A 21,709-nucleotide genomic window follows, 5' to 3' on the forward strand; every position below is an offset into this window, starting at 1 on the left:
ACCGCACACGCTTGTAGTGGTTGTACACCGCCACCGACAAGGCCTTCTTCGCCTGATCCTGACCGATCACATACGAATCCAGGAACTCGTAGATCTCCCGCGGCTTCGGCAACGAGTCCCACGACAGGTCGGTGGGGAGGACGGTGTCCTCCTCCTCCATGATCTCGTTGCACAGGCCGACGCACTCGTCGCAGATGCAGATGTGGCCGGGTCCCGCGATGAGTCTGCGGACCTGGCTCTGATCCTTGCCGCAGAACGAGCACTTCAGCAGGGGGGCGCTGGCACCGGTGCCTGTCACTAGAAACGTTCTCCTCACGCGGGCAGTGCCCGGGTGGATCGGCGGGGAATTCCCCTGAGCCAGATGATCGCATCACCCGAATTCTCACGGTATCCCCTGCTGGTACAGGTCGCAAAGCCGTGCACGCCGCTCACGAGAGGGGCGCACCGCCCGGCGGACATCCCTCACCGTCGCGCCCGACGCGCCGTGGCGCCCGGCTCCGCGACGGCACGGACACCCGCGGGACGCGTCCGCGGTCGGGCGCACCGCGGTGCTGCCGAGCGTACCCGCGCCCCCGCCGCCGCGGCAGGTCACCGGCGGGCCCTGTCCCCTCCCCGCGCCGGGACGAAGGAGCCGACGGCGTGGCCGGCGCCGCGGTGGCCGGCGCGGGCCACCGCACGGCCGCCCACCACGCGGACCGCGACCTCGGTGGTGTCCTCGACCGTGGGGACCCCGAGCGCCGCTGCCGTCTTCCCCGAGTCGTCGAACACCAGGCGCAGACGGGGCCAGGCCTCTTCGGGGAAGGCCTGCCGCAGGCATCCGCACAGGTCGGCGACGGCGAGCCTGGCCATGGGCGCCTGTTCGGCCGGGTCGCCGGTGACCACGACGGCGGTGACCGCCGCGTCGGCGGGGGCCGAGCGCAGTGCGTCCTCGACCGCTTCGAGCCGGTGCAGTCCCAGGACCACCACCACTCCGTCGTCGGCGAGGGACACGGGCCGCCGGCGGATCGCGTCGAACCCCTCCGGCGGCGCCCATCCCTCGTCCACCGGGCTCGCGGGCGGGATGTGCGCGATGTGCGGGAGCGGCCAGGCGTCGTCCAGGTCCAGGCCGGCGAGCCGTTCGCAGGCGCGGATGACGTTGAACGGGTCGACGAAACCGGGGGCGACACCGACCATCTGACCGGCCCCGTAGAGGGTCGTGAGCACGGTCTCGGCGACGCGTACCCGGCGCCCGCCGGGCTCCCGCGGCGGCTCCAGGGCTTCCAGGGCCAGCCCGAGGAGGACCGCGTCCAGCCGCATCAGCTGGGCGAACGAGCGTCGGGTCGGTTCGTCGGCCAGCACCTCGGGGGTGAGTCCGGCCCCGATCCGGAGCGGCTCGTCGGAGTCGGCGAGCGGGAGGCGGGAGACCCAGGCGCGGGCGAGTGCGCCCAGGGCCGCGACGGCGGTCGTCCCGGGCTCGACCCCGGGCGCCTCGTCGGCGCGCTCCGCGGCCTCGGCCAGGACCGAGAAGTACAGGGCCCGTTTGCCGGGGAAGTTGGAGTAGACCGCCCCCCGTGTGAGTTCGACCCGTTCGGCGATGCGGTCGATCTTGGCGTCGCGGAACCCGTGTTCGGCGAACTCGTCCCTGGCGGCCGCCAGTACACGTGCACGGTTGCGGGCCTGCTGTTCCGCCCTGTTGAGCCGGGCCATCGTTCTCCTCGCTTCGGCGTACCCCCATCCTATGTTGAGATACCCGAACCACTCAGATACTCTCATCATCCAAATGTTCTGATCATCTCAATCGTGGAGGCTGTGCGCACCATGGACGAGTACGCGTTCCGGGCCGAGGGGCTGGTCGAGCGGTTCGGGAGGACGGCGGCGCCCACGGGGGCGGACCTCGCGGCGCACCCGGGTTCGGTCCTCGGAGTGCTGGGCCCCGACGGCGCGGGGAAGACCACGGCCATCCGCGTCCTGGCCACCCTGGTCCGCCTGGACGGGGGCGTCGGCGGGTTCGACGCGGTCCGCGAGGGCCACCGGGTTCGGCGGCTCCGTCCCGGGGTCCTCCGACACCTACCTCCAGCGCCGGCCCCCCGGCCTCCTCGTGGCGGGCGCGGGTCTGTCCGGGATGCCCTCCAGCGGCATCAGTGTCAGCACCGGCAGGAGTGAGGGCGTGTCCGACCGGTTCCGGGGCCTGCGCACCGGCAGGACCGCACCGCTGATCGGATCGATCCCGGCCGACGTGGTCCGGTACGCGGCCGGGTGGCGCTGCGGTCCGCGCCTGCGCGCGCGCTGAACGGGGACGGCGGGCCGGGGCTCCGTCCGGGGGCTGCTACGCCCCGGCCCAACCGCCGGGTGCGGTGACGTGGAGGCGCGGTGACGCGAAGTGTCCAGCGGCGCATGGTGTGCGATTCAGCCCGCGTACCCCGCACGGTCACGGACACGGTGCAGCATGGCCGACCACCGGCCCGGCCGCCCGTGCCGCAGCCGCACCCCTCCTTCCGCGAAAGCGAGCACCGTTCCCGTGTCCCCACTCGCCTCCCGCACCGGGACCGGGGCCGGGACCGCCCCGCGCACCGGCGGCGCCGACGGCGGCCACCGCCCCGAGATCGACGGGCTGCGGGCCGTCGCGGTGCTGCTGGTCGCCGTCTACCACATCTGGCTGGGCCGGGTCTCCGGCGGCGTCGACGTCTTCCTGATGCTCAGCGGGTTCCTCGTCACCGGGTCACTGCTGCGGGCAGCGGGCCGCGGCGGCATCGGGATCGGGGCGTTCCTCGGCCGGTTGGCCGCCCGTCTGCTGCCGACGGCGGCCCTGGTCATCGCGGCCGTGCTGCTGTGCACCCGCCTCCTGCTGCCCGAACCCCGCTGGCGCGACGTCCTGGGCGAGGCGTTCGCCTCCGCCCTCCACCACCTCAACTGGTCCCTGGCCCTGGACGCGGTGGACTACCTGGCGCGGGGCGAGGAGACCAGCCCCCTCCAGCACTTCTGGTCGCTGTCCGTCCAGGGGCAGTTCTACGTGCTGTGGCCGCTACTCATCGCCGCGGCCGTGTGGGCGGCGGGCCGATCCGGCCGCGGACCGCGTACGGGTGTGCTCGTCGCGCTGGTCGCCGTGTTCGCGCTCTCCCTCGCCTACTCGGTGCACGCCACCCGCAACGACCAGCCGTGGGCCTACTTCGACACCGGGGCACGGCTGTGGGAGTTCGCCCTCGGCGGCCTCCTCGCCCTCGCCCTCCCCCACCTGCGGCTGCCCCTGGCCGTGCGGATCGCCCTGGGGTGGGCCGGGTTGGCGGCACTGGTCCTGTGCGGAGTACTGCTCCAGGTGTCCACGGTGTTCCCCGGCCACGCCGCCCTGTGGCCGACCCTGGCCGCCGCGGCGGTCATCGCGGCGGGCACCACCGGGGCGCGGGCGGGAGCGGACCGTCTCCTGACCCTCCGGCCGGCGCGCTACCTCGGGTCGGTGTCGTACGCCCTGTACCTGTGGCACTGGCCGGTCCTGGTGTTCTACCTGGCCGCGACCGGTCGCACGCTGGCGAGCCCGGTCGGCGGGGCCGCGGTGCTGGTCGTGTCGGTGGTGCTGGCCGCCGCGACCACCCCGGTCGCCGACCGGCTGGCCGCACTCGGCAGGCGGCCCGGCGCCGCGGGGCCCGGTTCCCCCCGGCGGGCGGGGGCGGTGGTCCCCGCCCTGCGCGGCCCCGCGCTGCGGGGCGCGGCCGTGGGTCTGGCCTGCCTCCTCCCCGTACTGCTCGCGGCGGGGGCCTGGTCCGCGCGACTGGACGCCGACCAGCGCAGGTGGGAGGAGCTGCTGGCGGACGGCCGGAGCTATCCGGGCGCGGCGGTGCTCGCGGGCGGGGGGAACGCGGCCCGGGCCCTGGACCGCCCCGTCTACCCGGACCCCGCGCGGGCGTCGGAGGACGTGCCCGCGACCTACGGGGACGGCTGCAACCAGACCATCGCGGACGCCGAGGTCATCACCTGCGTCTACGGCGCGGAGTCACCGGAGCGGACGGTGGCGCTGGTCGGCGGTTCGCACGCAGCGCACTGGTTCCCCGCGCTCGAACGGGTGGCGCTCGACCGGAACTGGCGGCTGGTCAACATCGTCAAGGGCTCGTGCCTGTTCACGGATGCCCCGCAGACCTACAAGGGCGCTCCCTACACGGCGTGCGCCGAGTGGAACCGCGGTGTGATGGCCGAACTCGCGGCGCTGGAACCCGACGCGGTGTTCACGACCGGGACCACGACCAGCCTGGACGCCTCCGCGGGGTTCGGGGAGGAGCAGGTCGTGGACGGCTACGTGGAGAGGTGGCGTGAGCTGGAGGCCATGGGGGTAGAGGTGGTCGCCGTGCGCGACACGCCCCGGTTCGGCTTCGACGTGCCCGACTGCCTCGCCGCGTCGACGCCCGAGGAGTGCTCCGTGGAGCCGGGGACGTCGATGGCGGCGACCTCGCCCCTGGAGTCGGTGCGGGTTCCGGGCAACGTGACCGTGCTGGACCTGAACGACCTGATCTGCGAGCCCGCGGTGTGCCGCCCCGTCGTCGGCAACGTGCTCGTGTACTGGGACGGCAGCCACATCGGAGCGACGTTCATGCGCACCCTGGCGCCGGAGCTGGACGCTCGGCTGGCGGAGGCGACCGACTGGTGAGCAGCCCTTCGGCCCCGGGGCGCCCCGGGGCCGGGCCGCCGGGAAGGATCCGCTCGACCCCGTCGCGCACGGAGTCCGGGGCCGGGCGATCGGAACGGTCGCGGTCCCGCGCGGGCCGGACCGCCCCTTCCGGGAAAGGCCCCGCCCCGTGCGCTCCGACCGGCACGGGGGACCTCCCGGCAGCCGGAGCCGCGAGCTCGGGAGCCGGTCCGGCAGGGACCTTTCGGACCCGCAACCCCCTGTGGCTAAGGTGTTTCGAGGGTGACCCGAGGTGGCCGGAGTTCCTTGTGTCCTACTAGACTCTGCCGCCTCTCCACCCCAGAGGACAGGACACCTGTGGCTTCCCGCTGCCCCTACGCCGAACTCCACTCCCCTGACTTCCATGCGGACCCGCACAAGGTCAACCGACGGATGACCGAGGAACACGGACCGGTCTTCCCCGTCGAGATCTCCCCCGGCATCCGGGCGTGGGTCGTCGCCGACTACGCGATGATCACCGCCTGGTGCAGGGACCCCCGTACCTTCGTCCGCGACTCCCGTCTCTGGCGCGACTGGCGCGAGGGGAGGATCCCCGACGACGCGCCGGTCGCGGCGATGATGGCCCACCGGCCCAACCTTCTCTACGCCGACGGGGACGAGCACACCCGCCTCAAGCGTTCGGTGACCGACTCCCTGGGGCGCGTCCCCGAGAGCAGGGTCGGCGACATCACCCGCCGGCACGCCGACGCGCTCATCGACGCCTTCTGCTCGCGCGGCAGCGCCGATCTCGTCTCCGAGTACGCCCGCCTGCTGCCGCTCCTGGTCATGTGCGACCTCTTCGGGTTCTCGGCCGACGTCGGCCGGCGGGTCCTGACCTCCCTCTCGGACCTGTGGGACGGCGTGGACGTGGTCAGGGCCAACGGCGAGTACGAGCGCGCCCTCTCCGACGCCATCTCCGCCAAGCACGCCGCTCCCGGGGAGGACATCACCTCCTGGCTGCTCCAGCACCGTGCCGGGCTCACCGACGACGAACTGCTGCACCAGCTCGTCGTGACCATCGGCGCGGGGGCCGAGCCCACGGCCAACCTCATCACCGGGACCACGCGCACGATCCTGGTCGACGCCGAGGTCGGGCAGGCCCTCCGCAGCGCCCGGGTGGGCATCGGCGAGGCGATCGACCAGGTGCTCTGGCGTGAACCGCCCATCAACAACTACCCCGTCCTCTACCCGGTGACCGACGTGCGGGTCGGCGCGGACACGGTGGTCAAGGCGGGCGAACCGGTCCTGCTCGGGTACGCCGCCGCGCACGCCGGGCTGTCCGAGGGCGCGCCCGACATCGAACAGGGCAACCGCGCCCACCTCGCCTTCGGTGTGGGCCCGCACCGCTGCCCCGCCCAGGGGTTCGCCTACGCCATCGCCCAGGTCGGCGTGGAGACCCTGACGAAGCGGTTCCCCGATCTGCGGACGACCGAGGACGAGGCCCAGTGGCGCCCCTCCCCGTTCGCGCGGGCCCTGGCCCGCCTCCCCGTCGCCTTCACCCCCGACTCCCCGAAGGGATCGACTCCCCCATGGCAGCAGACATCCCCGTCCTCCACCCCTACGACCTCCACCGCCAGACAGCCGGACTCCGCGAACGAGGCCCCGTCGTCGAGGTTGAGATCACTGGTGGCGTGGTTGTTCGGGCGCTGACCCGGCACGACGTCGTCATGGAGGCGCTCGCCCATCCGGACGTGCGCAAGGAGGCGCGGCACTGGGGACCCTGGGCCCGGGGCGAGATCCCCATGGACTGGCCCCTGATCTCCTGGGTCGCCCCGGACAACATGCTCACCGCGGACGGGGACCGGCACCGTCGTCTGCGCACCCTCGTGTCCCAGGCGTTCACGCCCCGCCGGGTGGAGGTCCTGCGGCCGCGCATCGGCGAGATCACCGCCGAGCTCCTGGACGCCGCCGAGGCCGCCGGGCCGGGGCCGGTGGACCTCAAGGCGGCGCTGTCGCTGCCCCTGCCCATGACGGTGATCTCCGAGCTGTTCGGGGTCGCCCCCGAGCACCGGGACACCCTGCACCGGCTGATGCACCGGGTCTTCGACGCGACCACCACCCCGGAGCAGGCCGCCCGGACCAACGCGGACATGCTGACCCTCCTCACCGATCTGGCAGAGGAGAAGGCGAAGGCCCCCGGGGACGACCTCACGAGCGCCCTGCTGGAGGCGCGCGCGGAGGGCGACGAGAAGCTCTCGCAGACCGAGCTGGTGTGGACCCTGATCCTCATGATCGGCGCCGGCTACGAGACCACGATGAACCTCGTCACCAACGCCGTGCACGCCCTCCTCACCCACCCGGACCAGCTCGCCCTGATCCGCGAGGGGAGCGCCTCCTGGGCGGACGCGATCGAGGAGACGCTGCGCTGGGACGCCAGCATCCAGTACCTGCCGCTGCGCTACACGGCCGAGGACGTCACCCTCGCCGGGGTGCGCGTGCCCAAGGGCGAAGCCCTGCTCATGGGCTTCGGGGCCGCGGGACGGGACCCGGCGCGGCACGGCGCGGACGCGCACGTCTTCGACCTGGCCCGGGAGCAGCGCGGGAACCTGGCGTTCTCGCACGGACCGCACTTCTGCCTGGGGGCGGGCCTGGCCCGCCTGGAGGGTGTCACGGCCCTGGAGGCGCTGTTCACCCGCTTCCCGGAGATCCGCCTGGCCGAGGGCGAGGACGTGCCGCAGTCGCCGTCCATCGTCGCCAGCGGGCGATCCCGCCTCCCCGTCGTCCTGGGCTGAGGCCACCGGGCCCCGCGCACCGCTCCGGCGGTGTGCGGGGCCCCTCACGCGCCGCACGGCACCGGCTCGGGGCTCCCGGGAGCACGGGGCGGGTCCGCCCCGGGAGGGCAGGGGCGTTGCTCGGGACGGGCTACCCCGGTGTCCGCGCCCCCGGGCGGAGCCGGGCGAGCGACACCGTGAGGACGAGGGCGAGGCCCGTGAGGACCGACGCGACCGCGCCGAGGGCCAGGGCGAGGAGGGGGAGCCGGGAGCGGGGACCGGTGGAGGCGCGGGGGGCTTGCCGTTGTCTGCTCACACGCCTTTCTACAGGTGCGCTCCCCGGGCGGGTAGGGACCCTCCGACATTTCTTAACGATCGTTAAGTGGAGTCGGTCGGAGCACCGGGGTTTCGGTCGGTCACCACCGCTCCCCGTCCTGGCCGGACCCGGCCACGCCCGGGGCCCGGACTTGACCTGGAGCGCGCTCCACGTCCCAGACTCCCTTGCGAAGGCCCGGACGGCAGCGGGCCCGAACCCCGAAGGGGCCCCCATGCGTTACCGCACGATCGGCAGTGACCCGCGGACCCGGCGCGAGGTCAGCGTCCTCGCCCTGGGCGCGATGCTCATGGGATCGGTGACCGACGAGAAGACGTCCTTCGCCCTCCTGGACCGCTACGTCGAGGCGGGCGGGACGTTCGTCGACACCTCCGACAACTACGCCTTCTGGGTCGACGGCGGCCAGGGCGGCCAGAGCGAGGAACTCCTGGGCCGCTGGCGGGCCGACCGGGGCATCGGCTCGGAGGTCGTCATCGCCACCAAACTCGGGGCCCGCCCGCTCGCTCCGGGGACGGGCTTCACCGACAACCCGGAGGGGCTGTCGGCCGGCGTCATCCGGGAGTCGGCCGAGCGCAGCCGGGAACGGCTCGGTGTGGACCGGCTCGACCTGCTCTACGCGCACATCGAGGACCGCACCGTGCCCGCGCGGGAGACCGTCGAAGGGTTCGCGGCGCTGGTGTCCGAGGGCTCCGTGGGGCTCCTGGGGGTCAGCAACCACGCGGCGTGGCGGGTGGAGCGCGCCCGCGCCCTGGCAGCGGCGTCAGGGCTGCCGGGCTACGAGGTGCTCCAGTACCAGCACAGCCACCTGCGCCCGCGCACGGACATCCCCGACGCCCTGTTCGCCGACGGCAGCCTCGGCACGGCCGGGCCGGACCTGCTCGGCTACCTGCGCTCCGAGCCGGACCTGGCCCTGGTCGCGTACTCGCCCCTGCTGAGCGGCGCCTACACCCGGGACGACAGGCCGCTGCCGCGCGACTACGACCACCCGGGCACCCCGGCGCGCCTGGAGGTACTGCGGCAGGTCGCCCGGGAGGCGGACGCGACGGTGAACCAGGTGGTGCTCGCCTGGCAGATGGGCGGCGCACTGCCGATCATCCCCCTGGTCGGGGCGTCGTCGGTGGCCCAGCTGGAGGAGAGCCTGGCCGCGGTCGACCTGGAGCTGACCCCGGACCAGCGTTCCCGCCTCGACGCCGCGAACTGACCGTCCGCCGCGGGGGATGCGACCGGAAGGGGCCGAGGAGGCGATCGGGGACCAGGTCGTCGGCCTCGTCCGGCGTGTGCGCGACGAGCACCCGGGCGACCTCCTCCACGGGAGCGCCGCCGCACACCGGCTCCCCGGAGGGGCCTGCCCCGGACGGGGCACCGACGCCTGGACCGCACGGTCGGCGGAACCTCTCCCGAGATGACCGGAGGAGTGGGCCCCGGCAGAGGCGGCGCCCCCGGCCCCGGCGTCGACACCTGGAGCCGACCGGCCCGCCCCGGTCGTTCGGGCGGGCCGGCCGGCTCCGGTGCTCCCAGCCGGATCGTTCACAGACCGACCCGGCCTCCTCCGGTCCTCACCGCGAGGCGGCCGCTCGGGCAGCTCTCGTCGACCGGAGGGGGCTCGATGCCACCCGCCCGCCTACGGCCGGCCGGCGTAGGTCTCGAACTCGGCGACGCGCGGCGTGCCGTTCGAGCTGGTGATCTCGAAGTTGATCTTTCGAAGGGCCGTCGAGTTGAAAGTGATGACGCCCGCTCCGCTTCCGGTGGCCAGGACGGCGCCGGTGTCGTTGTTGACGACCCGCCATGAGCCGATGTTGCCCTCGGCTCCGGCCGCCTCGCGGATGTTGATCGTGGACACCGTGGTGGCGGAGCCCCACTTGACCGAGATGCGACCGGTCGAGCCGCTCGGCGACCAGTAGCTGCTCATGTTGCCGTCGATGACGTCCCCGTAGCCGGTTCCGCTGGCCTTACCGGAACCGTCGGCGCCGGCCCCGGTGCTGAGGTTGGTACCCACGGGAGGGTCGGTCGGATCGGTGGGGTCAGTGGGGTCGGTCGGGTCAGTGGGGTCGGTCGGGTCGGTCGGCTCCTCCGCCTCGCAGTTGCCGTCGGAGACCCGGTTCCCGTTGCCCGCGCCCGCGGTCTGGTCCAGGACCTGCGGCACGCAGCCGGCGTCGTCGAGCCCGTAGGAGTACGGAATGCTCACCGACGTGTTGGACTGCGGGTCGGGGCCGGCGGGGTAGTTCTGGCTGCCCTGGCTGGACCACGTCACGTTGTCGAAGATGTTGCCGCTGACCTGCCAGGAGCCTCTCTCGTCGGTGTAGAAGGTGCCCAGGACGTCCTTGGAGTCCTCGAAGTAGTTGTTGTCCACCTTCGCTCGCGCCCCGGCCCTGGAGTTGATGCCGGACTCGTGAAGATCCACGTAGTGGTTGTTGTACATGTGACCTATGCCGCCGCGCAGCAGGGGCGCACGTGAGTCGATGTTCTCGAACCGGTTGTGGTGGTACGTGACGTAGCCGTTCGAGCGGTCGCTCTCGCTGGACCCGACCAGACCGCCACGGCCGGAGTTGCGCAGGATGCTGTAGGAGAGGGTGACGTACTGGGTGTTGTTCTTCATGTCGAAGAGGCCGTCGTAGCCCTCCGACTCCCCGCCCGACGCCTCCAGGGTGACGTGGTCGACCCAGACGTTGCGGACGCCGTTCTCCATACCGATGGCGTCGCCGCCATTGGACGTGGGCGAGCCGGACTTCTTGACGTTCCGGACGGTCACGTTCTGGATGATGATGTTGCTGGACTCCCGGATGTGGATGCCCAGCTGGTCGAACACGGCTCCGCTGCCGGTGCCGACGATCGTGACGTTACTGATCTTCTTGAGCTCGATCACGCCGGCCGCGGTGTCGCAACCGGGGCCCGACACCTTGGTGGTGTTGCCGTGGTTGATGGTTCCCTGCACCTCGATGACGATCGGGGTGCTGGTGCTGGGTCGGCTGCACAGGGCCTGGTGGATCTGGGTTCCGGTCGTGGCCCGCACGGTCTGTCCGCCCGCACCGCCGGTGGTGCCGCCGTTCTGGGTCGCGTAACCCGTGGCACTTCCGGTCTGCGCCGCTGCCGGGGTCATCGGCAGGGCCAGACCGGCCGTCACCAGCGCCGCGGCGGCCAGCGTCGACACGAGTCGACGCGTGATGGATCGTCTCATTGCTCACCCTTCGTCGTAGGAGCACAAGCAATGACTGCTTTACTCGAGAGTAGAGAAAGCGCTTTCCATGTCAAGGGAGGTTAATGCAAACGTTTGCAAGACGGCCTAGCACCCGGATTGCCCCTTATGCCCTGTCCTGCAACTTCCTCGAAATCCACCGTCGAAATCGGGATCGAGTACCTCTTGGCGCGTGCAACCGGTTGGGCCGCTCATCGGCGACGCAGCAGACCGGGCACAGGCGTCCTGGCGCGGTCGGGGAAGCGTCGCGGCAGTGGCGGGGGCGTCCCCGGGCGGAACGACAGAACGACCCGGCGAGGAGGACGGAGTCCTCCGAGCAGGATCGTTCCGGAGTCGGGTGCGGCCGCTGGGCCGACAGACGACAACCCGCGGGGCACAGCCTCGCGCCGTCAGGGACCGCCCTGCCCAGCCCGCCGATCAGCGCGGCCCCGGCCGCAGGGGTTCACCTCGGGGGCGGGGGTCTCCCCCGGTCAACACGAAGGACGACCCGGCGAGGCGGCCGAAGGCCACCGAGCAGGATCGTCCTGAGTACGTGGGCGCGAAGGGACTCGAACCCCTGACCTATTGCTTGTAAGGCAATTGCTCTAACCAACTGAGCTACGCGCCCTTGCGTCGCACGAGAGCATACCGTGTCGCGGTGACCTCCGCGCCTCAGTTCCCGGCGTGCTCCCGCAACCTGGCCAGGTACTCCTCCGTGTCGCGCGGCTGGGAGACCGGTCCGACCGTCGACCAGCGGACGACGCCGTCGGCGCCGATCAGGAAGGTGCCCCTCCGGGCGACGCCCCGCCGGGGATCGAGGACCCCGTACGCCTCCGCGACCCCGCCGTGCGGCCAGAAGTCCGACAGCAGCGCGAACGGGAACCCCTCACGGTCGGACCAGGTGCGCAGGGAGAACACCGAGTCCACCGACACCGCCAGCACGACGGCGCCCGCCTCCTCGAACTCGGAGTGGCGCTCACGCAGGTCGGCGAGCTCATCCGAGCACACCCCGGAGAACGCCAGCGGGTAGAAGACCACGAGGACGGGACGGCCGCGAAGGTCGGCGAGGGCCGTCTCCTGCCCGTACTGGTCCTGGAGGGTGAAGTCGGGCGCGACCGCGCCCGCGGTGATGGGATCGGTCATGATCGCGTCCGTGTTCGTCGGAGCCTGGGTCGGCGACCGCCTGTTGGCGGGCGCCCCTCAGCGCCGCGCGCCCACCGCTGGGACGCGCGGCACCGGATGCCTCACCCGGTCCGGGTGGTGGACGTCACCGCTTGGGGACGACCAGGCGCGTACCCGACCAGTCGGCGCCGATGCTGACCGCGCTCGTCTGGGACAGGCCCGACGTCGAAGCGGCCTCCGCGACGTCGTTCGGGGACACGTGGAGCTCACGCCCCGCCTTCGGGGTCAGGACCAGGATGGTCCCGCCGTCGGCGATGGTGGTCACCGTGTCCATCAGCGCGTCGGTGAGGTCCTCCTCCTCGTCGGACCGCCACCACAGCAGTGCCGCGTCGACGTCTCCGTCGAAGTCCTCGTCGACCAGCTCCTCACCGGTGAGTTCGGTGATGGATGCGCGCAGGCCCTCGTCGACGTCGTCGTCGAAGCCGAATTCCTGCACCACCTGACCCGGCTTGAATCCGAGTCGGTCAGCCAAGCCACGTTCGCTCTGTGCCTGGCCCGCGGTCGCGCTCACGAAAGTTCTCCTCCACAGATGGTTTTTCTCAATCTTGCCTGCACTGGGCAGTTGTCACAACGATGCCGGGCCAATTCGCGGCCCGTCGCGTGGGTCCGTAACCATCGCTGATGGCCTAGTTCACACGCTAGTGGCATGTTCCGTCAACGCGCTCCCAAACCCCGTTCCGGTCCCGGTCACCCGCGGAGGGTCTCACGAGGACGAGAGGTAGGACAGCCGGACCGTGCGGTCCGGGTTGTCCACGTTGAGGTCGACAACGGCGATCGACTGCCATGTTCCCAGTTCCAGCCGCCCGGAGAGCACCGGAACGGTGGTCTGCGGGGCGATGAACGCGGGCATCACGTGTGATCTTCCGTGGCCCTGGGAGCCGTGCTTGTGCCGCCACCGGTCGTCGGCCGGCAGCAGGTCGTCCAGGGAGGCGAGGAGGTCGTCGTCGGACCCCGCCCCGAGTTCGATGATCGCCACGCCCGCCGTGGCGTGCGGGACGAACACGTTGAGCAGTCCGTCCCCTCCGATGTCGGCGACGAAGTCACCGCACTCCCCGGTGATGTCGGTGACGCTCTCCGATCCGCCGGTGTGCAGCTCAAGGATCTGTGTCCGCATAGCGCCACCTTCGCGCAGGTGCGGCCCTCGTGCAACCATCCCGGTCGTCCCTGTGCACAACGGCCCAGGTCGGCGCGCGTCATACTCGTCATCTATATGTGCGAACCTGGTCGAAAGGAGGGTAAACGGTGACTGCTTCTTTACTTCTGGGCCCACTGCTGCGCCATGCCGGGCCGACCACGGCGACGGTGTGGGTGGAGACCGACTCCCCCTGTACGGTGCGGGTCCGGGTCGACGGGGCCCTCACGGCCACCACGGACACCTTCACCGTGCACGGGCACCACTACGCCGTGTGCGAAATCACCGGGCTCCCCGAGGGCGCGGCCCTGCCCTACGAGGTGTTCCTCGGCGAGGACCGGGTGTGGCCCGAGCCGGACAGCCCCTTCCCTCCCAGCGTCGTGCGCACGACGGCCCCGGACGCGCCCACGCGGCTGCTGTACGGCTCGTGCCGCAGGCCGACGGGTGACACGCCCGAGGGCGTGGTGCGCTACGGCCCGGACATGCTGCGGGCGACCGCCCGGCGCCTGGCGCGCGAGGCGGTGGACGGCAACCTCGTCCTGCTCCTGATCGGCGACCAGGTCTACGCCGACGAACTGGAGGAGCCGATGCGCTCCTTCCTGGCCTCCGTGCGCGAGCCGGACGGCCCAGGCGGCGCCCCTGCGGACGAGGTCGTCCACTACGACGAGTACGCCGAGCTGTACCGGCAGGCGTGGTCCGACCCGCCGGTGCGGTGGCTGCTGTCCACCGTGCCGACCCTGATGATCTTCGACGACCACGACATCCGCGACGACTGGAACACGTCCGCGGAGTGGCGCCGCGCCATGGACGGCCGCCCGTGGTGGCACCGGCGCGTCACCAGCGGACTGGGCGCCTACTGGGTGTACCAGCACCTGGGCAACCTGTCCTCCCCCGCCCGGGCCAAGGACCCGCTGTGGGCCCGCCTCCGCGACGCGGGCGGCGACGGGGCCGACGCCGTCGACGAGTTCGCCCGGCGGGCGCACGCCGAACCGTCCTCCTACAGGTGGAGCCACCGCTACGACGTGGGTTCCGTGCGCGTGCTGATGGCCGACACCCGCTGCTCCCGCGCGCTCGGGGAGGACGCCCTGCACGAGGGGTCGCGGTCGATCCTGGGCGCGGAGGGGCACGACTGGCTGGACGAGAACCTCAGCGGGGGTCCCGACCACGTGGTGGTCGCGTCGACCGTCCCCGTGATGCTGCCCACCGCCGTGCACCATCTGGAGGCCTGGAACGAGGCCGTGTGCGCGGGCGCCTGGGGCCGGTGGCCGCGTCCGTACGCGGAGCGGCTGCGCCAGGCCATGGACCTGGAGCACTGGGGCGCCTTCCAGTACTCGCTGCGCCGCCTGGGCGACGCGGTCCGCGGGGCGGCCCGGGGCGAGCGCGGCCCCGCACCGGCGACGGTGCTGTTCCTCAGCGGTGACGTGCACTTCTCGTACGCGGCGCCCGTCCGGCACAGCGATGTCGCCGAGGGCGGGACCCGGGTGACGCAGCTCGTGTCCTCCCCCCTGTGCAACCAGCTCCCCGCCGGGACGCGCAGGGTCGTGCGCCTGACGTCGAGCCGCTCCGCCCATGTGGTCGGCAGAGTCCTGACGTGGCTGGCGCGCGTGCCCGGGCTCGCCCTGAGCTGGACGCTGGACGGGAAGACCTACGCGGGCAACACCATCGGCGAGGTGGCCTTCGAGGGCCGCGAGGCCGAGGCTCTCTGGTACCACGCCTCCGAGGGGGGCATCGACGCGCTGCCCGGCGTGTACCGGCGCGTGCGGGTCTGAGCCCCTCGCGTCGCGGCCCGGTCCGGCGCCGGGGCGCCGCCGCGGGGTTGGTGACGGCGGCGCCCCGACGGGGTCAGGGCTTGTTCGAGTGCGGCCGTCGCGTGGAGGACGCGGTGCGCCGGGACCGGCGCACCGCGAGCCCGAGGGCTCCGCTGCCCTGTTCCAGGAACTGGCGGGCGGCCCGGTGCACGCTGGAGCGGGGACCCGCGGGGGCGTCGGGGTCGGGGTCGCCGTCCGGGGCGGAGCCGGAGCCCAGGGCCGTGTCGCCACCCTCCCCCTCGGCCTCGCCGGCTCCGGCGCTTCCCAGGTGCGGGAGCTGCCTGGTCGGCTGGACCTCCTGCCCGGAGGTCAGGTGGGGAAGGACGTCGGTCGGCTTCTCCGGTCGCGTCCGCGCCGGGTCCAGGTGGGGCAGCACGTCGGTGGACTCCTCGCCCTCGGCCCGCCGGGACCGCAGATGCGGGAGCACGTCGGTGCGCTCGTCGTCGCGGCTGTCCAGGGGACGGATCGGGCGGGTGCGCTCGGCGGCGGAGGCCGCCGCCTCGGCCGGGGCGGGCACGGCGCCGTCGGAGGCCTCGGCGCTCTCCTCGCGCACGGCCCTCTTCCAGGCCCGCTCCTCCAGCTTCTGGCGCATCGACTCCCGCGAGCGCGCCACCCGCGCGGCCTTCCAGGAGTTGACCGCCGAGGTGACGATCGGCCAGGTCACCTTGGCGGGGCGGGAGAGTGCGTGCCACAGGTAGGCGGTGGTGCCCCATGCCTCCATGGCCCTGCGCGCCCTGGTGATGGTGAAGAAGGTGGGCATGGCCAGCAGGAGCTGGGGCCACGCCAGCAGGAGTGCGGCGAGCAGGGGGTACATGCCCCCGCCCGCGACGGACGCGGCGGCCCCGATCACGACGGGCACCAGCGCCAGGGAGATCCGCAGGCCGGTGAACTGTCGGAACCGGTGCAGCGACCGGCGCGCGGAGACCTGCGGCACCAGCCCTTCGGGCAGGGGCGTCGGCTGGACCATCAGTGCCAGCAGCAGTGTGCCCACACCGACGCTCGCGGCCAGCAGGATCGTCCATCCAGCGGCGGAGTACACACCGCCCACGAGGACGTACACCACGCCCAGGACCGGCAGCGGCGCGGGCAGCCAGAACAGGACGCGTCTGCGCAGCTCGCCCTCCTGCGTCGGCTGGAGAACGAAATCGATCACCGAACGGAAGAACCGGGACCTTTTCCTCGGTCGCTCGACCACAGCGTTGACCCCCCAAGAACGTCGTGACGGAGCGGTGCGGGGACCATCGCCCGAGGGTGTCCTTAACCTCATTGGTCCCGTCGGCAACCCGCCCATCACAAAGCTATCCCTTTTCATGTAGTCCCCGGGCGCACACGGGCAGTCACAGACATACCCGACGCAGGTGAAACTTCCCTAAGTCGGTGTATATGACAGGCAACGATCAGATTACTTCCCCCGCACCTTCCGGTCAGCTCCGTGGCTGATTCCGGACACACGAATCCGTGTGGTGTGCCCCACTCCGCCGCCGCGCGTCATCCGTCGTGCGTCTGTGCCAGACGCCCCAGGGCGACCGCCACACGCAGGACGAACGACCCGCGCCCGTCGGAGGGGGTGCGGCCGGTGAGCTCGGCGATCCGGCTGAGCCGGTAGCGGACGGTGTTGGGGTGGACGAAGAGCATCCGTGCGGTGGCCTCCAACGACGACGCGTGCTCCAGGTACACCGACAGGGTGTCCAGCAGGGGCGACCCCGCGCCGAGGAGGGGTACGTACACCTCCTCCACCAGTTGGCGGCGGGCGTCGGTGTCCCCCTGGAGGGCGCGCTCGGGCAGCAGGTCGTCGGCGAGCACCGGGCGGGGCGCGTCCGGCCAGGCCACCGCCGCACGCAGCCCGCTGACCGCCGCGCGCGCGGACGCGCCCGCCGAGCGCAGGTCCGCGACGGCGGGCCCCACCACCACGGGGCCGGGGCCGAAGAGCCCGGCCAGCGGTTCGGCGGCGGCCGCCGGGAGGTCCTCCTCCGGGTAGCTGCCGCCCACGCCGACCACGACCACGACGCGTCGCCCCTGCGTCCCCGCCAGCACGTCGTGTCCGAGGCGCCGCGCGGCCGAGCGCAGGTCGTCCAGGATCTTCCCGGCGTCCTCACCGCCGGTCTCCCCGGCGACCGCGATCACGGGGGTGTGCGACCAGCTCAGCGCCGACCCCCAGGTCTGGAGCCCGTCCTCGTGGTCGCCGTGCAGGAGCGCGTCGACGATCAGCGCCTCCAGGCGGGCGTCCCACGCGCCGCGCGCCTCGGCGGCGCGGGCGTACACCTTGGCGGAGCTGAACGCCACCTCCCGCGTGTACCGGAGCACCGCCTCGCGCAGCTGCTGTGCGCCGCCGGGGGCGGCCAGCTCCTCGACCTGCCCCTCCACCACGTCGATGACCACGCGGATCATGTCGACGGTCTGCTGGAGGGAGACCGAGCGGGTGAGCTCCCGCGGGGCGGTGCCGAAGACCTCGACGGTGATGGCGGGACGCCCGCGGACCGGGTTGCGGAACCAGTCCACGAAGGCGGCCACGCCCGACTGGGCGACGAGCCCGATCCAGGAGCGGTCCTGGGCGGACATGCGCCGGAACCAGCCGAGCCGCTGTTCCATGCGGGCGACGGCGGCCGTTCCGAGGGTGCCCATGGAGCGCTCCAGACGGCGCACGGTCTCGGCTCGGACGCGTTCCTGCTCCTCCGCGACCGGGTCTGTGTCACCCTCGACTCCGGTGGCGTCCGTGGGGCCGGTGCTGCCCTCGTCGTCACGGGGCGGGTGGGGTTCGCTGTTCACACCTCTAGGTTCGCACCTCCGAGGCACCTGACCGGAGGGCCGCCCCACGCGAGGGGCCGCGATCCGCCCCCCGCCCGACCCCGCCCCGTGATCGGGGGCGAACGGTGCGTACCGTCGGGAGTGATCCCTCACACTGGTTTCTGCACCGTGGGCCCATGTCAGACCACTTTTTGTGGAGTGTCTACAAACGCCCCGGCCGAAGTTCGTGTTTCTCCCTATCCGACTGGTGATCTCCTACAGGGCAAGGTTGATGTCGTGCTCGTAATCGTTGCTCCCGGCCAAGGCGCCCAGGTTCCCGGTTTCCTCTCCCCGTGGCTCGAACTCCCCGGCGTCGCCGAACAGTTCGCCGCGTGGTCCGAGGTGACCGGACTCGACCTGGCCCGCTACGGCACCACAGCGGACGCGGATGAGATCCGCGACACCGCCGTCGCCCAGCCGCTGCTGGTCGGCGCCGGCCTCGTCGCGGCCACAGCCGTGCTCGCCCCGCCATCCGCCCCCTCGCCCGCGCTGCCCGCGGAGGCCTCCCTCGTGGACGCCGTCGCGGGTCACAGCGTCGGTGAGTTCACCGCCGCCGCGATCGCCGGTGTGCTGTCCCCCAAGGACGCGATGGCGCTGGTCGCCGAGCGCGGCCGGGGCATGGCCGACGCCGCCGCCCGTACCGCGACGGGGATGACCGCCGTACTCGGCGGAGACCGCGACGAGGTCCTGGCGGCCATCGCCGCCGCCGGCCTGACACCGGCCAACGACAACGGCTCCGGGCAGATCGTGGCCGCCGGAACCACGGAGCAGCTCGCGGTGTTCGCGGAGAACCCGCCCGCGCGGGCCCGGCTGCGGGCGCTGTCCGTCGCGGGCGCCTTCCACACCGAGCACATGGCTCCGGCCGTGGAGCGCGTCCGCGCGTCGGCCGCGGCCCTGTCCCCGTCCGACCCCTCGGTCCGCCTCCTGTCCAACGCCGACGGCGCCGTCGTGGACAGCGGCGCGGAGTACCTCGACCGCCTCGTCACCCAGATCTCCTCGCCGGTGCGCTGGGACTCCTGCACCCGGACCCTGGCCGACCTCGGGGTGACCGCCCTGATCGAGCTCACCCCGGCCGGCACGCTGACCGGGCTGGCCAAGCGCGCGCTGCGCGGTGTGGAGCTCCTCGCGGTGAAGACCCCCGACGACCTCGACCGCGCCGGTGCCCTCATCAAGGAGCACGCCGGGGTCCCCGCCCCTGCGGGCACGGACCAGGAAGGCTAACCATGTTCAGCTCCCCGAACACCCTCGGAGGCGCGACCGTCGTCGCCCTCGGCGAGTACCAGCCGTCCCAGGTCCTCACCAACGCCGACCTGGAGTCCCGCGTCGACACGACCGACGAGTGGATCCAGAGCCGCGTGGGCATCAAGGAGCGGCGCATCGCCGGCCCCGAGGACACGGTCACGAGCATGGCCGTGGCGGCGGGCGGCAAGGCCCTCGCGGCCAGCGGGCTCTCCCCCGAGGACATCGACCTCGTCATCGTGGCGACCTGCACCGTCCAGGACCAGATCCCCAACACCGCGGCCACCGTCGCCGCGAAGCTGGGCATCGTCGCCCCGGGCGCCTTCGACCTCAACGCGGCCTGCGCGGGCTTCTGCTACGCGCTGGGCGTCGCCTCGGACATGGTCCGCGGCGGCAGCTCCCGCAACGTCCTGGTGATCGGCTCCGAGAAGCTCAGCGACTGGATCGACTGGGAGGACCGCTCCACCTGTGTGATCTTCGCCGACGGCGCGGGCGCCGCGATCGTCTCGGCCTCCGAGGAGCAGGGTGTGGGCCCCGTGGTCTGGGGCTCCTCCGGCGAGCGCGCCGACAAGATCCACCTGCGCGAGGGCAAGTACCTCTACCAGGAGGGCCAGGCGGTCTTCCGCTGGACGACCACCGAGCTGTACCAGGTCGCGCTGGAGGCCCTGGAGCGGGCGGGTGTGAAGCCCTCCGAGCTGACCGCGTTCGTGCCGCACCAGGCCAACCTGCGGATCGTGGAGTCCATCGCCAAGAAGCTGGGCGCTCCCCAGGCACTCGTGGCGCGCGATATCGTCACCGCTGGCAACACCTCCTCCGCATCCATCCCGCTCGCGCTCTCGCGCATGATCGGGCGCGGGGAGCTGCCGTCGGGGAGCATCGTCCTCACCCTGGGCTTCGGCGCGGGGCTGGTGTACGCCGCACAGGTGATCCGCATCCCCTGAACACCGCCCGAGCCCGCGGCGGCGCCGCACGCGCCGGGTTCGCAGAACCGCGGCACACGCGGTGCCCCTGAACGACACAGAAACACCAACCAAGGAGAAACGACATGGCTCACAGCGAGCAGGAGATCCTGGCCGGCCTCGGCGAGATCGTCGAGGAGATCGTCGGCACCGAGCCCGCCGAGGTCACCCCGGAGAAGAGCTTCGTGGACGACCTCGACATCGACTCGCTGTCCATGGTGGAGATCGCCATCGCCGCCCAGGACAAGTTCGGCGTGGAGATCCCGGACGACCAGCTCAAGGACCTCAAGACGGTCCAGGACGTCATCACCTTCATCCAGAAGTAGCGCGTTCGGGGCGCCGGGTCCCACCCCTGACGCCGGCGCCCCCACAGGCCACCACCGTGGTCGCCTCCCCCACGAACATCCGCCAACGCCTCCCGGCCCCACCGCCGGGAATGTCCCACGAGAAGGGCGAACGGATCATGTCAAAGACCGATGTCGTCGTCACCGGCCTCGGCGCCACCACCCCCCTCGGGGGTGACGTCGCGACCACATGGTCCGCGCTCCTCGACGGCCGCTCCGGAATCACCAGCCTTCCGGAGGAGTGGCACGAGAAGCTCCCGGTGCACTTCGCCGGACAGATCGCGCAGGAACCCTCCGAGAAGCTGCCCCGGCCGCGCCTGCGCCGCCTGGACCGCACCCAGCAGTTCGCGCTGATCGCCGCGAAGGAGGCCTGGGAGGACGCCGGGTCGCCCGACGTCGACCCGATTCGCCTGGGCGTCGTCGTCTCCAGCGGCATCGGCGGCATCCTCACCATCCTCGAGCAGTACGACATCTTCCGTGAGAAGGGCTGGAAGCGGGTCTCCCCGTTCACCGTGCCCATGCTCATGCCCAACAGCCCCGCCGCCGCGATCAGCCTGGAGTACACCGCCCGGGCCGGTTCGCACGTGCCGGTGAGCGCCTGCGCCTCCAGCGCCGAGGCCATCGCCAACGGTGTGGACATGATCCGCTCCGGCCGCGCCGACATCGTCATCGCCGGCGGCACCGAGGCCGCGATCCACCCGCTGAACATCGCGTCCTTCGCGTCCATGCGGGCCCTGTCCACGCGCAACGACGACCCGCAGACGGCCTCCCGTCCCTGGGACAAGAACCGCGACGGCTTCGTCATGGGCGAGGGCGCGGGCATCCTGATCCTGGAGTCGGCCGAGCACGCCGCACGCCGGGGCGCCCGCGTGTACGCCCACGCCTCCGGTGTGGGCTACACCAACGACGCCTACGACATCGTCCAGCCCGACCCCGAGGGCGCCGGCCAGGCCCGCGCCATCACCCAGGCCCTGGACGACGCCGGCCTCGCCCCCAGCGACGTCGTGCACGTCAACGCGCACGCCACGTCCACCCCCGCGGGCGACGTCGGCGAGACCCGCGCGATCCGCTCGGCGCTGGGCGACTCCGCCGCCGACCAGGTCGCGGTGACCTCCACCAAGTCCATGACCGGCCACCTCCTGGGCGGCGCGGGCGCGGTGGAGTCGATCGCGACCATCCTGGCGCTGCACGACGGGCGCATCCCGCCGACCATCAACATCGAGGAGCTCGACCCGGACGTGGTCGTGGACATCGTCCGCGACAAGCCCCGGGACATGCCCAGCGGTGACGTGGCGGCCGTCAACGAGTCCTTCGGGTTCGGCGGCCACAACATCGCCGTGGTGTTCCGCCGCGCCTGACCCCGCGAACGGATCCCCGCCCCGGCCGTCCGGGGGAGCACTGGTGCCGCGGCGGC

General features: G+C 72.4%; 19 protein-coding genes, 1 tRNA gene and 1 pseudogene. 11 read left to right on the forward strand and 10 right to left on the reverse strand.

Annotated features, from left to right (window positions below; genetic code table 11):
- Together Q8791_RS30590 and Q8791_RS30595 are read right to left on the reverse strand one after the other, a co-directional pair.
- On the reverse strand, positions 1-298 hold a 298-nt coding region (locus tag Q8791_RS30590; protein ID WP_330095334.1), incomplete at its 3' end, for a ClpX C4-type zinc finger protein.
- Between the two features lie 290 nt (positions 299-588).
- A complete protein-coding gene (locus Q8791_RS30595; RefSeq protein ID WP_330095335.1) occupies positions 589-1,686 on the reverse strand; it encodes a TetR/AcrR family transcriptional regulator in 1,098 nt (365 codons plus the stop codon).
- Positions 1,687-1,797: 111 nt separating this feature from the next.
- On the opposite strand from Q8791_RS30595, the pseudogene Q8791_RS30600 reads away from it, so the two are divergent.
- From Q8791_RS30600 to Q8791_RS30620, 5 genes and pseudogenes are all read left to right on the forward strand, one after another.
- Positions 1,798-2,025: pseudogene (locus Q8791_RS30600) on the forward strand (ATP-binding cassette domain-containing protein); the annotation flags it as partial.
- A gap of 121 nt (positions 2,026-2,146) precedes the next feature.
- Positions 2,147-2,269, forward strand: coding sequence for a hypothetical protein (locus tag Q8791_RS30605; protein ID WP_330095336.1), 123 nt, complete (start codon positions 2,147-2,149; stop codon positions 2,267-2,269).
- A 228-nt stretch (positions 2,270-2,497) separates the two neighbouring features.
- On the forward strand, positions 2,498-4,612 hold the full coding sequence (locus Q8791_RS30610; RefSeq protein WP_407942086.1) for an acyltransferase family protein: 2,115 nt from the start codon (positions 2,498-2,500) through the stop codon (positions 4,610-4,612).
- A 336-nt stretch (positions 4,613-4,948) separates the two neighbouring features.
- Positions 4,949-6,280: a cytochrome P450 family protein gene (locus Q8791_RS30615; RefSeq protein ID WP_407942087.1), complete on the forward strand. Its 1,332-nt coding sequence runs from the start codon at positions 4,949-4,951 to the stop codon at positions 6,278-6,280.
- A complete protein-coding gene (locus Q8791_RS30620; protein ID WP_330095339.1) occupies positions 6,262-7,362 on the forward strand; it encodes a cytochrome P450 family protein in 1,101 nt (366 codons plus the stop codon). Before Q8791_RS30615 ends, Q8791_RS30620 begins: the two co-directional genes overlap by 19 nt.
- Before the next feature lie 130 nt (positions 7,363-7,492).
- On the opposite strand, the gene Q8791_RS30625 is transcribed toward Q8791_RS30620, so the two are convergent.
- The gene (locus Q8791_RS30625) at positions 7,493-7,657 is read right to left on the reverse strand and encodes a hypothetical protein (RefSeq protein WP_330095340.1); all 165 of its coding nucleotides are present in this window, start codon (positions 7,655-7,657) and stop codon (positions 7,493-7,495) included.
- A gap of 232 nt (positions 7,658-7,889) precedes the next feature.
- Between Q8791_RS30625 and Q8791_RS30630 the strand changes: the two genes are divergently transcribed.
- On the forward strand, positions 7,890-8,876 hold the full coding sequence (locus tag Q8791_RS30630) for an aldo/keto reductase (RefSeq protein ID WP_330095341.1): 987 nt from the start codon (positions 7,890-7,892) through the stop codon (positions 8,874-8,876).
- A gap of 420 nt (positions 8,877-9,296) precedes the next feature.
- Here the strand turns inward: Q8791_RS30630 and Q8791_RS30635 are convergent, their stop codons facing one another.
- From Q8791_RS30635 to Q8791_RS30655, 5 genes are all read right to left on the reverse strand, one after another.
- The gene (locus Q8791_RS30635) at positions 9,297-10,850 is read right to left on the reverse strand and encodes a pectate lyase family protein (protein ID WP_330095342.1); all 1,554 of its coding nucleotides are present in this window, start codon (positions 10,848-10,850) and stop codon (positions 9,297-9,299) included.
- A 551-nt stretch (positions 10,851-11,401) separates the two neighbouring features.
- Positions 11,402-11,475 (reverse strand) — tRNA-Val (locus Q8791_RS30640).
- A 44-nt stretch (positions 11,476-11,519) separates the two neighbouring features.
- On the reverse strand, positions 11,520-11,990 hold the full coding sequence (locus tag Q8791_RS30645; RefSeq protein WP_330095343.1) for a peroxiredoxin: 471 nt from the start codon (positions 11,988-11,990) through the stop codon (positions 11,520-11,522).
- Positions 11,991-12,114: 124 nt separating this feature from the next.
- A complete protein-coding gene (locus Q8791_RS30650) occupies positions 12,115-12,540 on the reverse strand; it encodes a DUF3052 domain-containing protein (RefSeq protein WP_267949059.1) in 426 nt (141 codons plus the stop codon).
- Positions 12,541-12,732: 192 nt separating this feature from the next.
- On the reverse strand, positions 12,733-13,143 hold the full coding sequence (locus Q8791_RS30655; RefSeq protein WP_330095344.1) for a YjbQ family protein: 411 nt from the start codon (positions 13,141-13,143) through the stop codon (positions 12,733-12,735).
- A gap of 128 nt (positions 13,144-13,271) precedes the next feature.
- Here Q8791_RS30655 and Q8791_RS30660 point away from each other — a divergent pair, with 128 nt between their 5' ends.
- The gene (locus Q8791_RS30660) at positions 13,272-14,930 is read left to right on the forward strand and encodes an alkaline phosphatase D family protein (RefSeq protein ID WP_330095345.1); all 1,659 of its coding nucleotides are present in this window, start codon (positions 13,272-13,274) and stop codon (positions 14,928-14,930) included.
- Positions 14,931-15,003: 73 nt separating this feature from the next.
- On the opposite strand, the gene Q8791_RS30665 is transcribed toward Q8791_RS30660, so the two are convergent.
- The gene (locus Q8791_RS30665; protein WP_330095346.1) at positions 15,004-16,122 is read right to left on the reverse strand and encodes a hypothetical protein; all 1,119 of its coding nucleotides are present in this window, start codon (positions 16,120-16,122) and stop codon (positions 15,004-15,006) included.
- A gap of 335 nt (positions 16,123-16,457) precedes the next feature.
- Complete coding sequence (locus Q8791_RS30670; protein ID WP_330095347.1) at positions 16,458-17,735, reverse strand: PucR family transcriptional regulator; 1,278 nt, start codon at positions 17,733-17,735, stop codon at positions 16,458-16,460.
- A gap of 255 nt (positions 17,736-17,990) precedes the next feature.
- On the opposite strand from Q8791_RS30670, the gene Q8791_RS30675 reads away from it, so the two are divergent.
- From Q8791_RS30675 to fabF, 4 genes are all read left to right on the forward strand, one after another.
- Entirely contained in the window at positions 17,991-18,974 is a 984-nt protein-coding gene (locus tag Q8791_RS30675) for an ACP S-malonyltransferase (RefSeq protein WP_330095348.1), read from the forward strand.
- A gap of 2 nt (positions 18,975-18,976) precedes the next feature.
- Positions 18,977-19,933, forward strand: coding sequence for a beta-ketoacyl-ACP synthase III (locus Q8791_RS30680; protein ID WP_330095349.1), 957 nt, complete (start codon positions 18,977-18,979; stop codon positions 19,931-19,933).
- 104 nt (positions 19,934-20,037) lie between these two features.
- Positions 20,038-20,277 carry an acyl carrier protein gene (locus Q8791_RS30685; protein WP_330095350.1) on the forward strand — a complete coding sequence of 80 codons (240 nt, stop codon included), beginning with the start codon at positions 20,038-20,040 and terminating at the stop codon, positions 20,275-20,277.
- A gap of 137 nt (positions 20,278-20,414) precedes the next feature.
- A complete protein-coding gene (gene fabF, locus Q8791_RS30690) occupies positions 20,415-21,653 on the forward strand; it encodes a beta-ketoacyl-ACP synthase II (RefSeq protein WP_330095351.1) in 1,239 nt (412 codons plus the stop codon).
- Positions 21,654-21,709 lie beyond the last annotated feature (56 nt).

The organism is Nocardiopsis codii (assembly GCF_036327455.1).
Lineage (GTDB): Bacteria > Actinomycetota > Actinomycetes > Streptosporangiales > Streptosporangiaceae > Nocardiopsis > Nocardiopsis codii.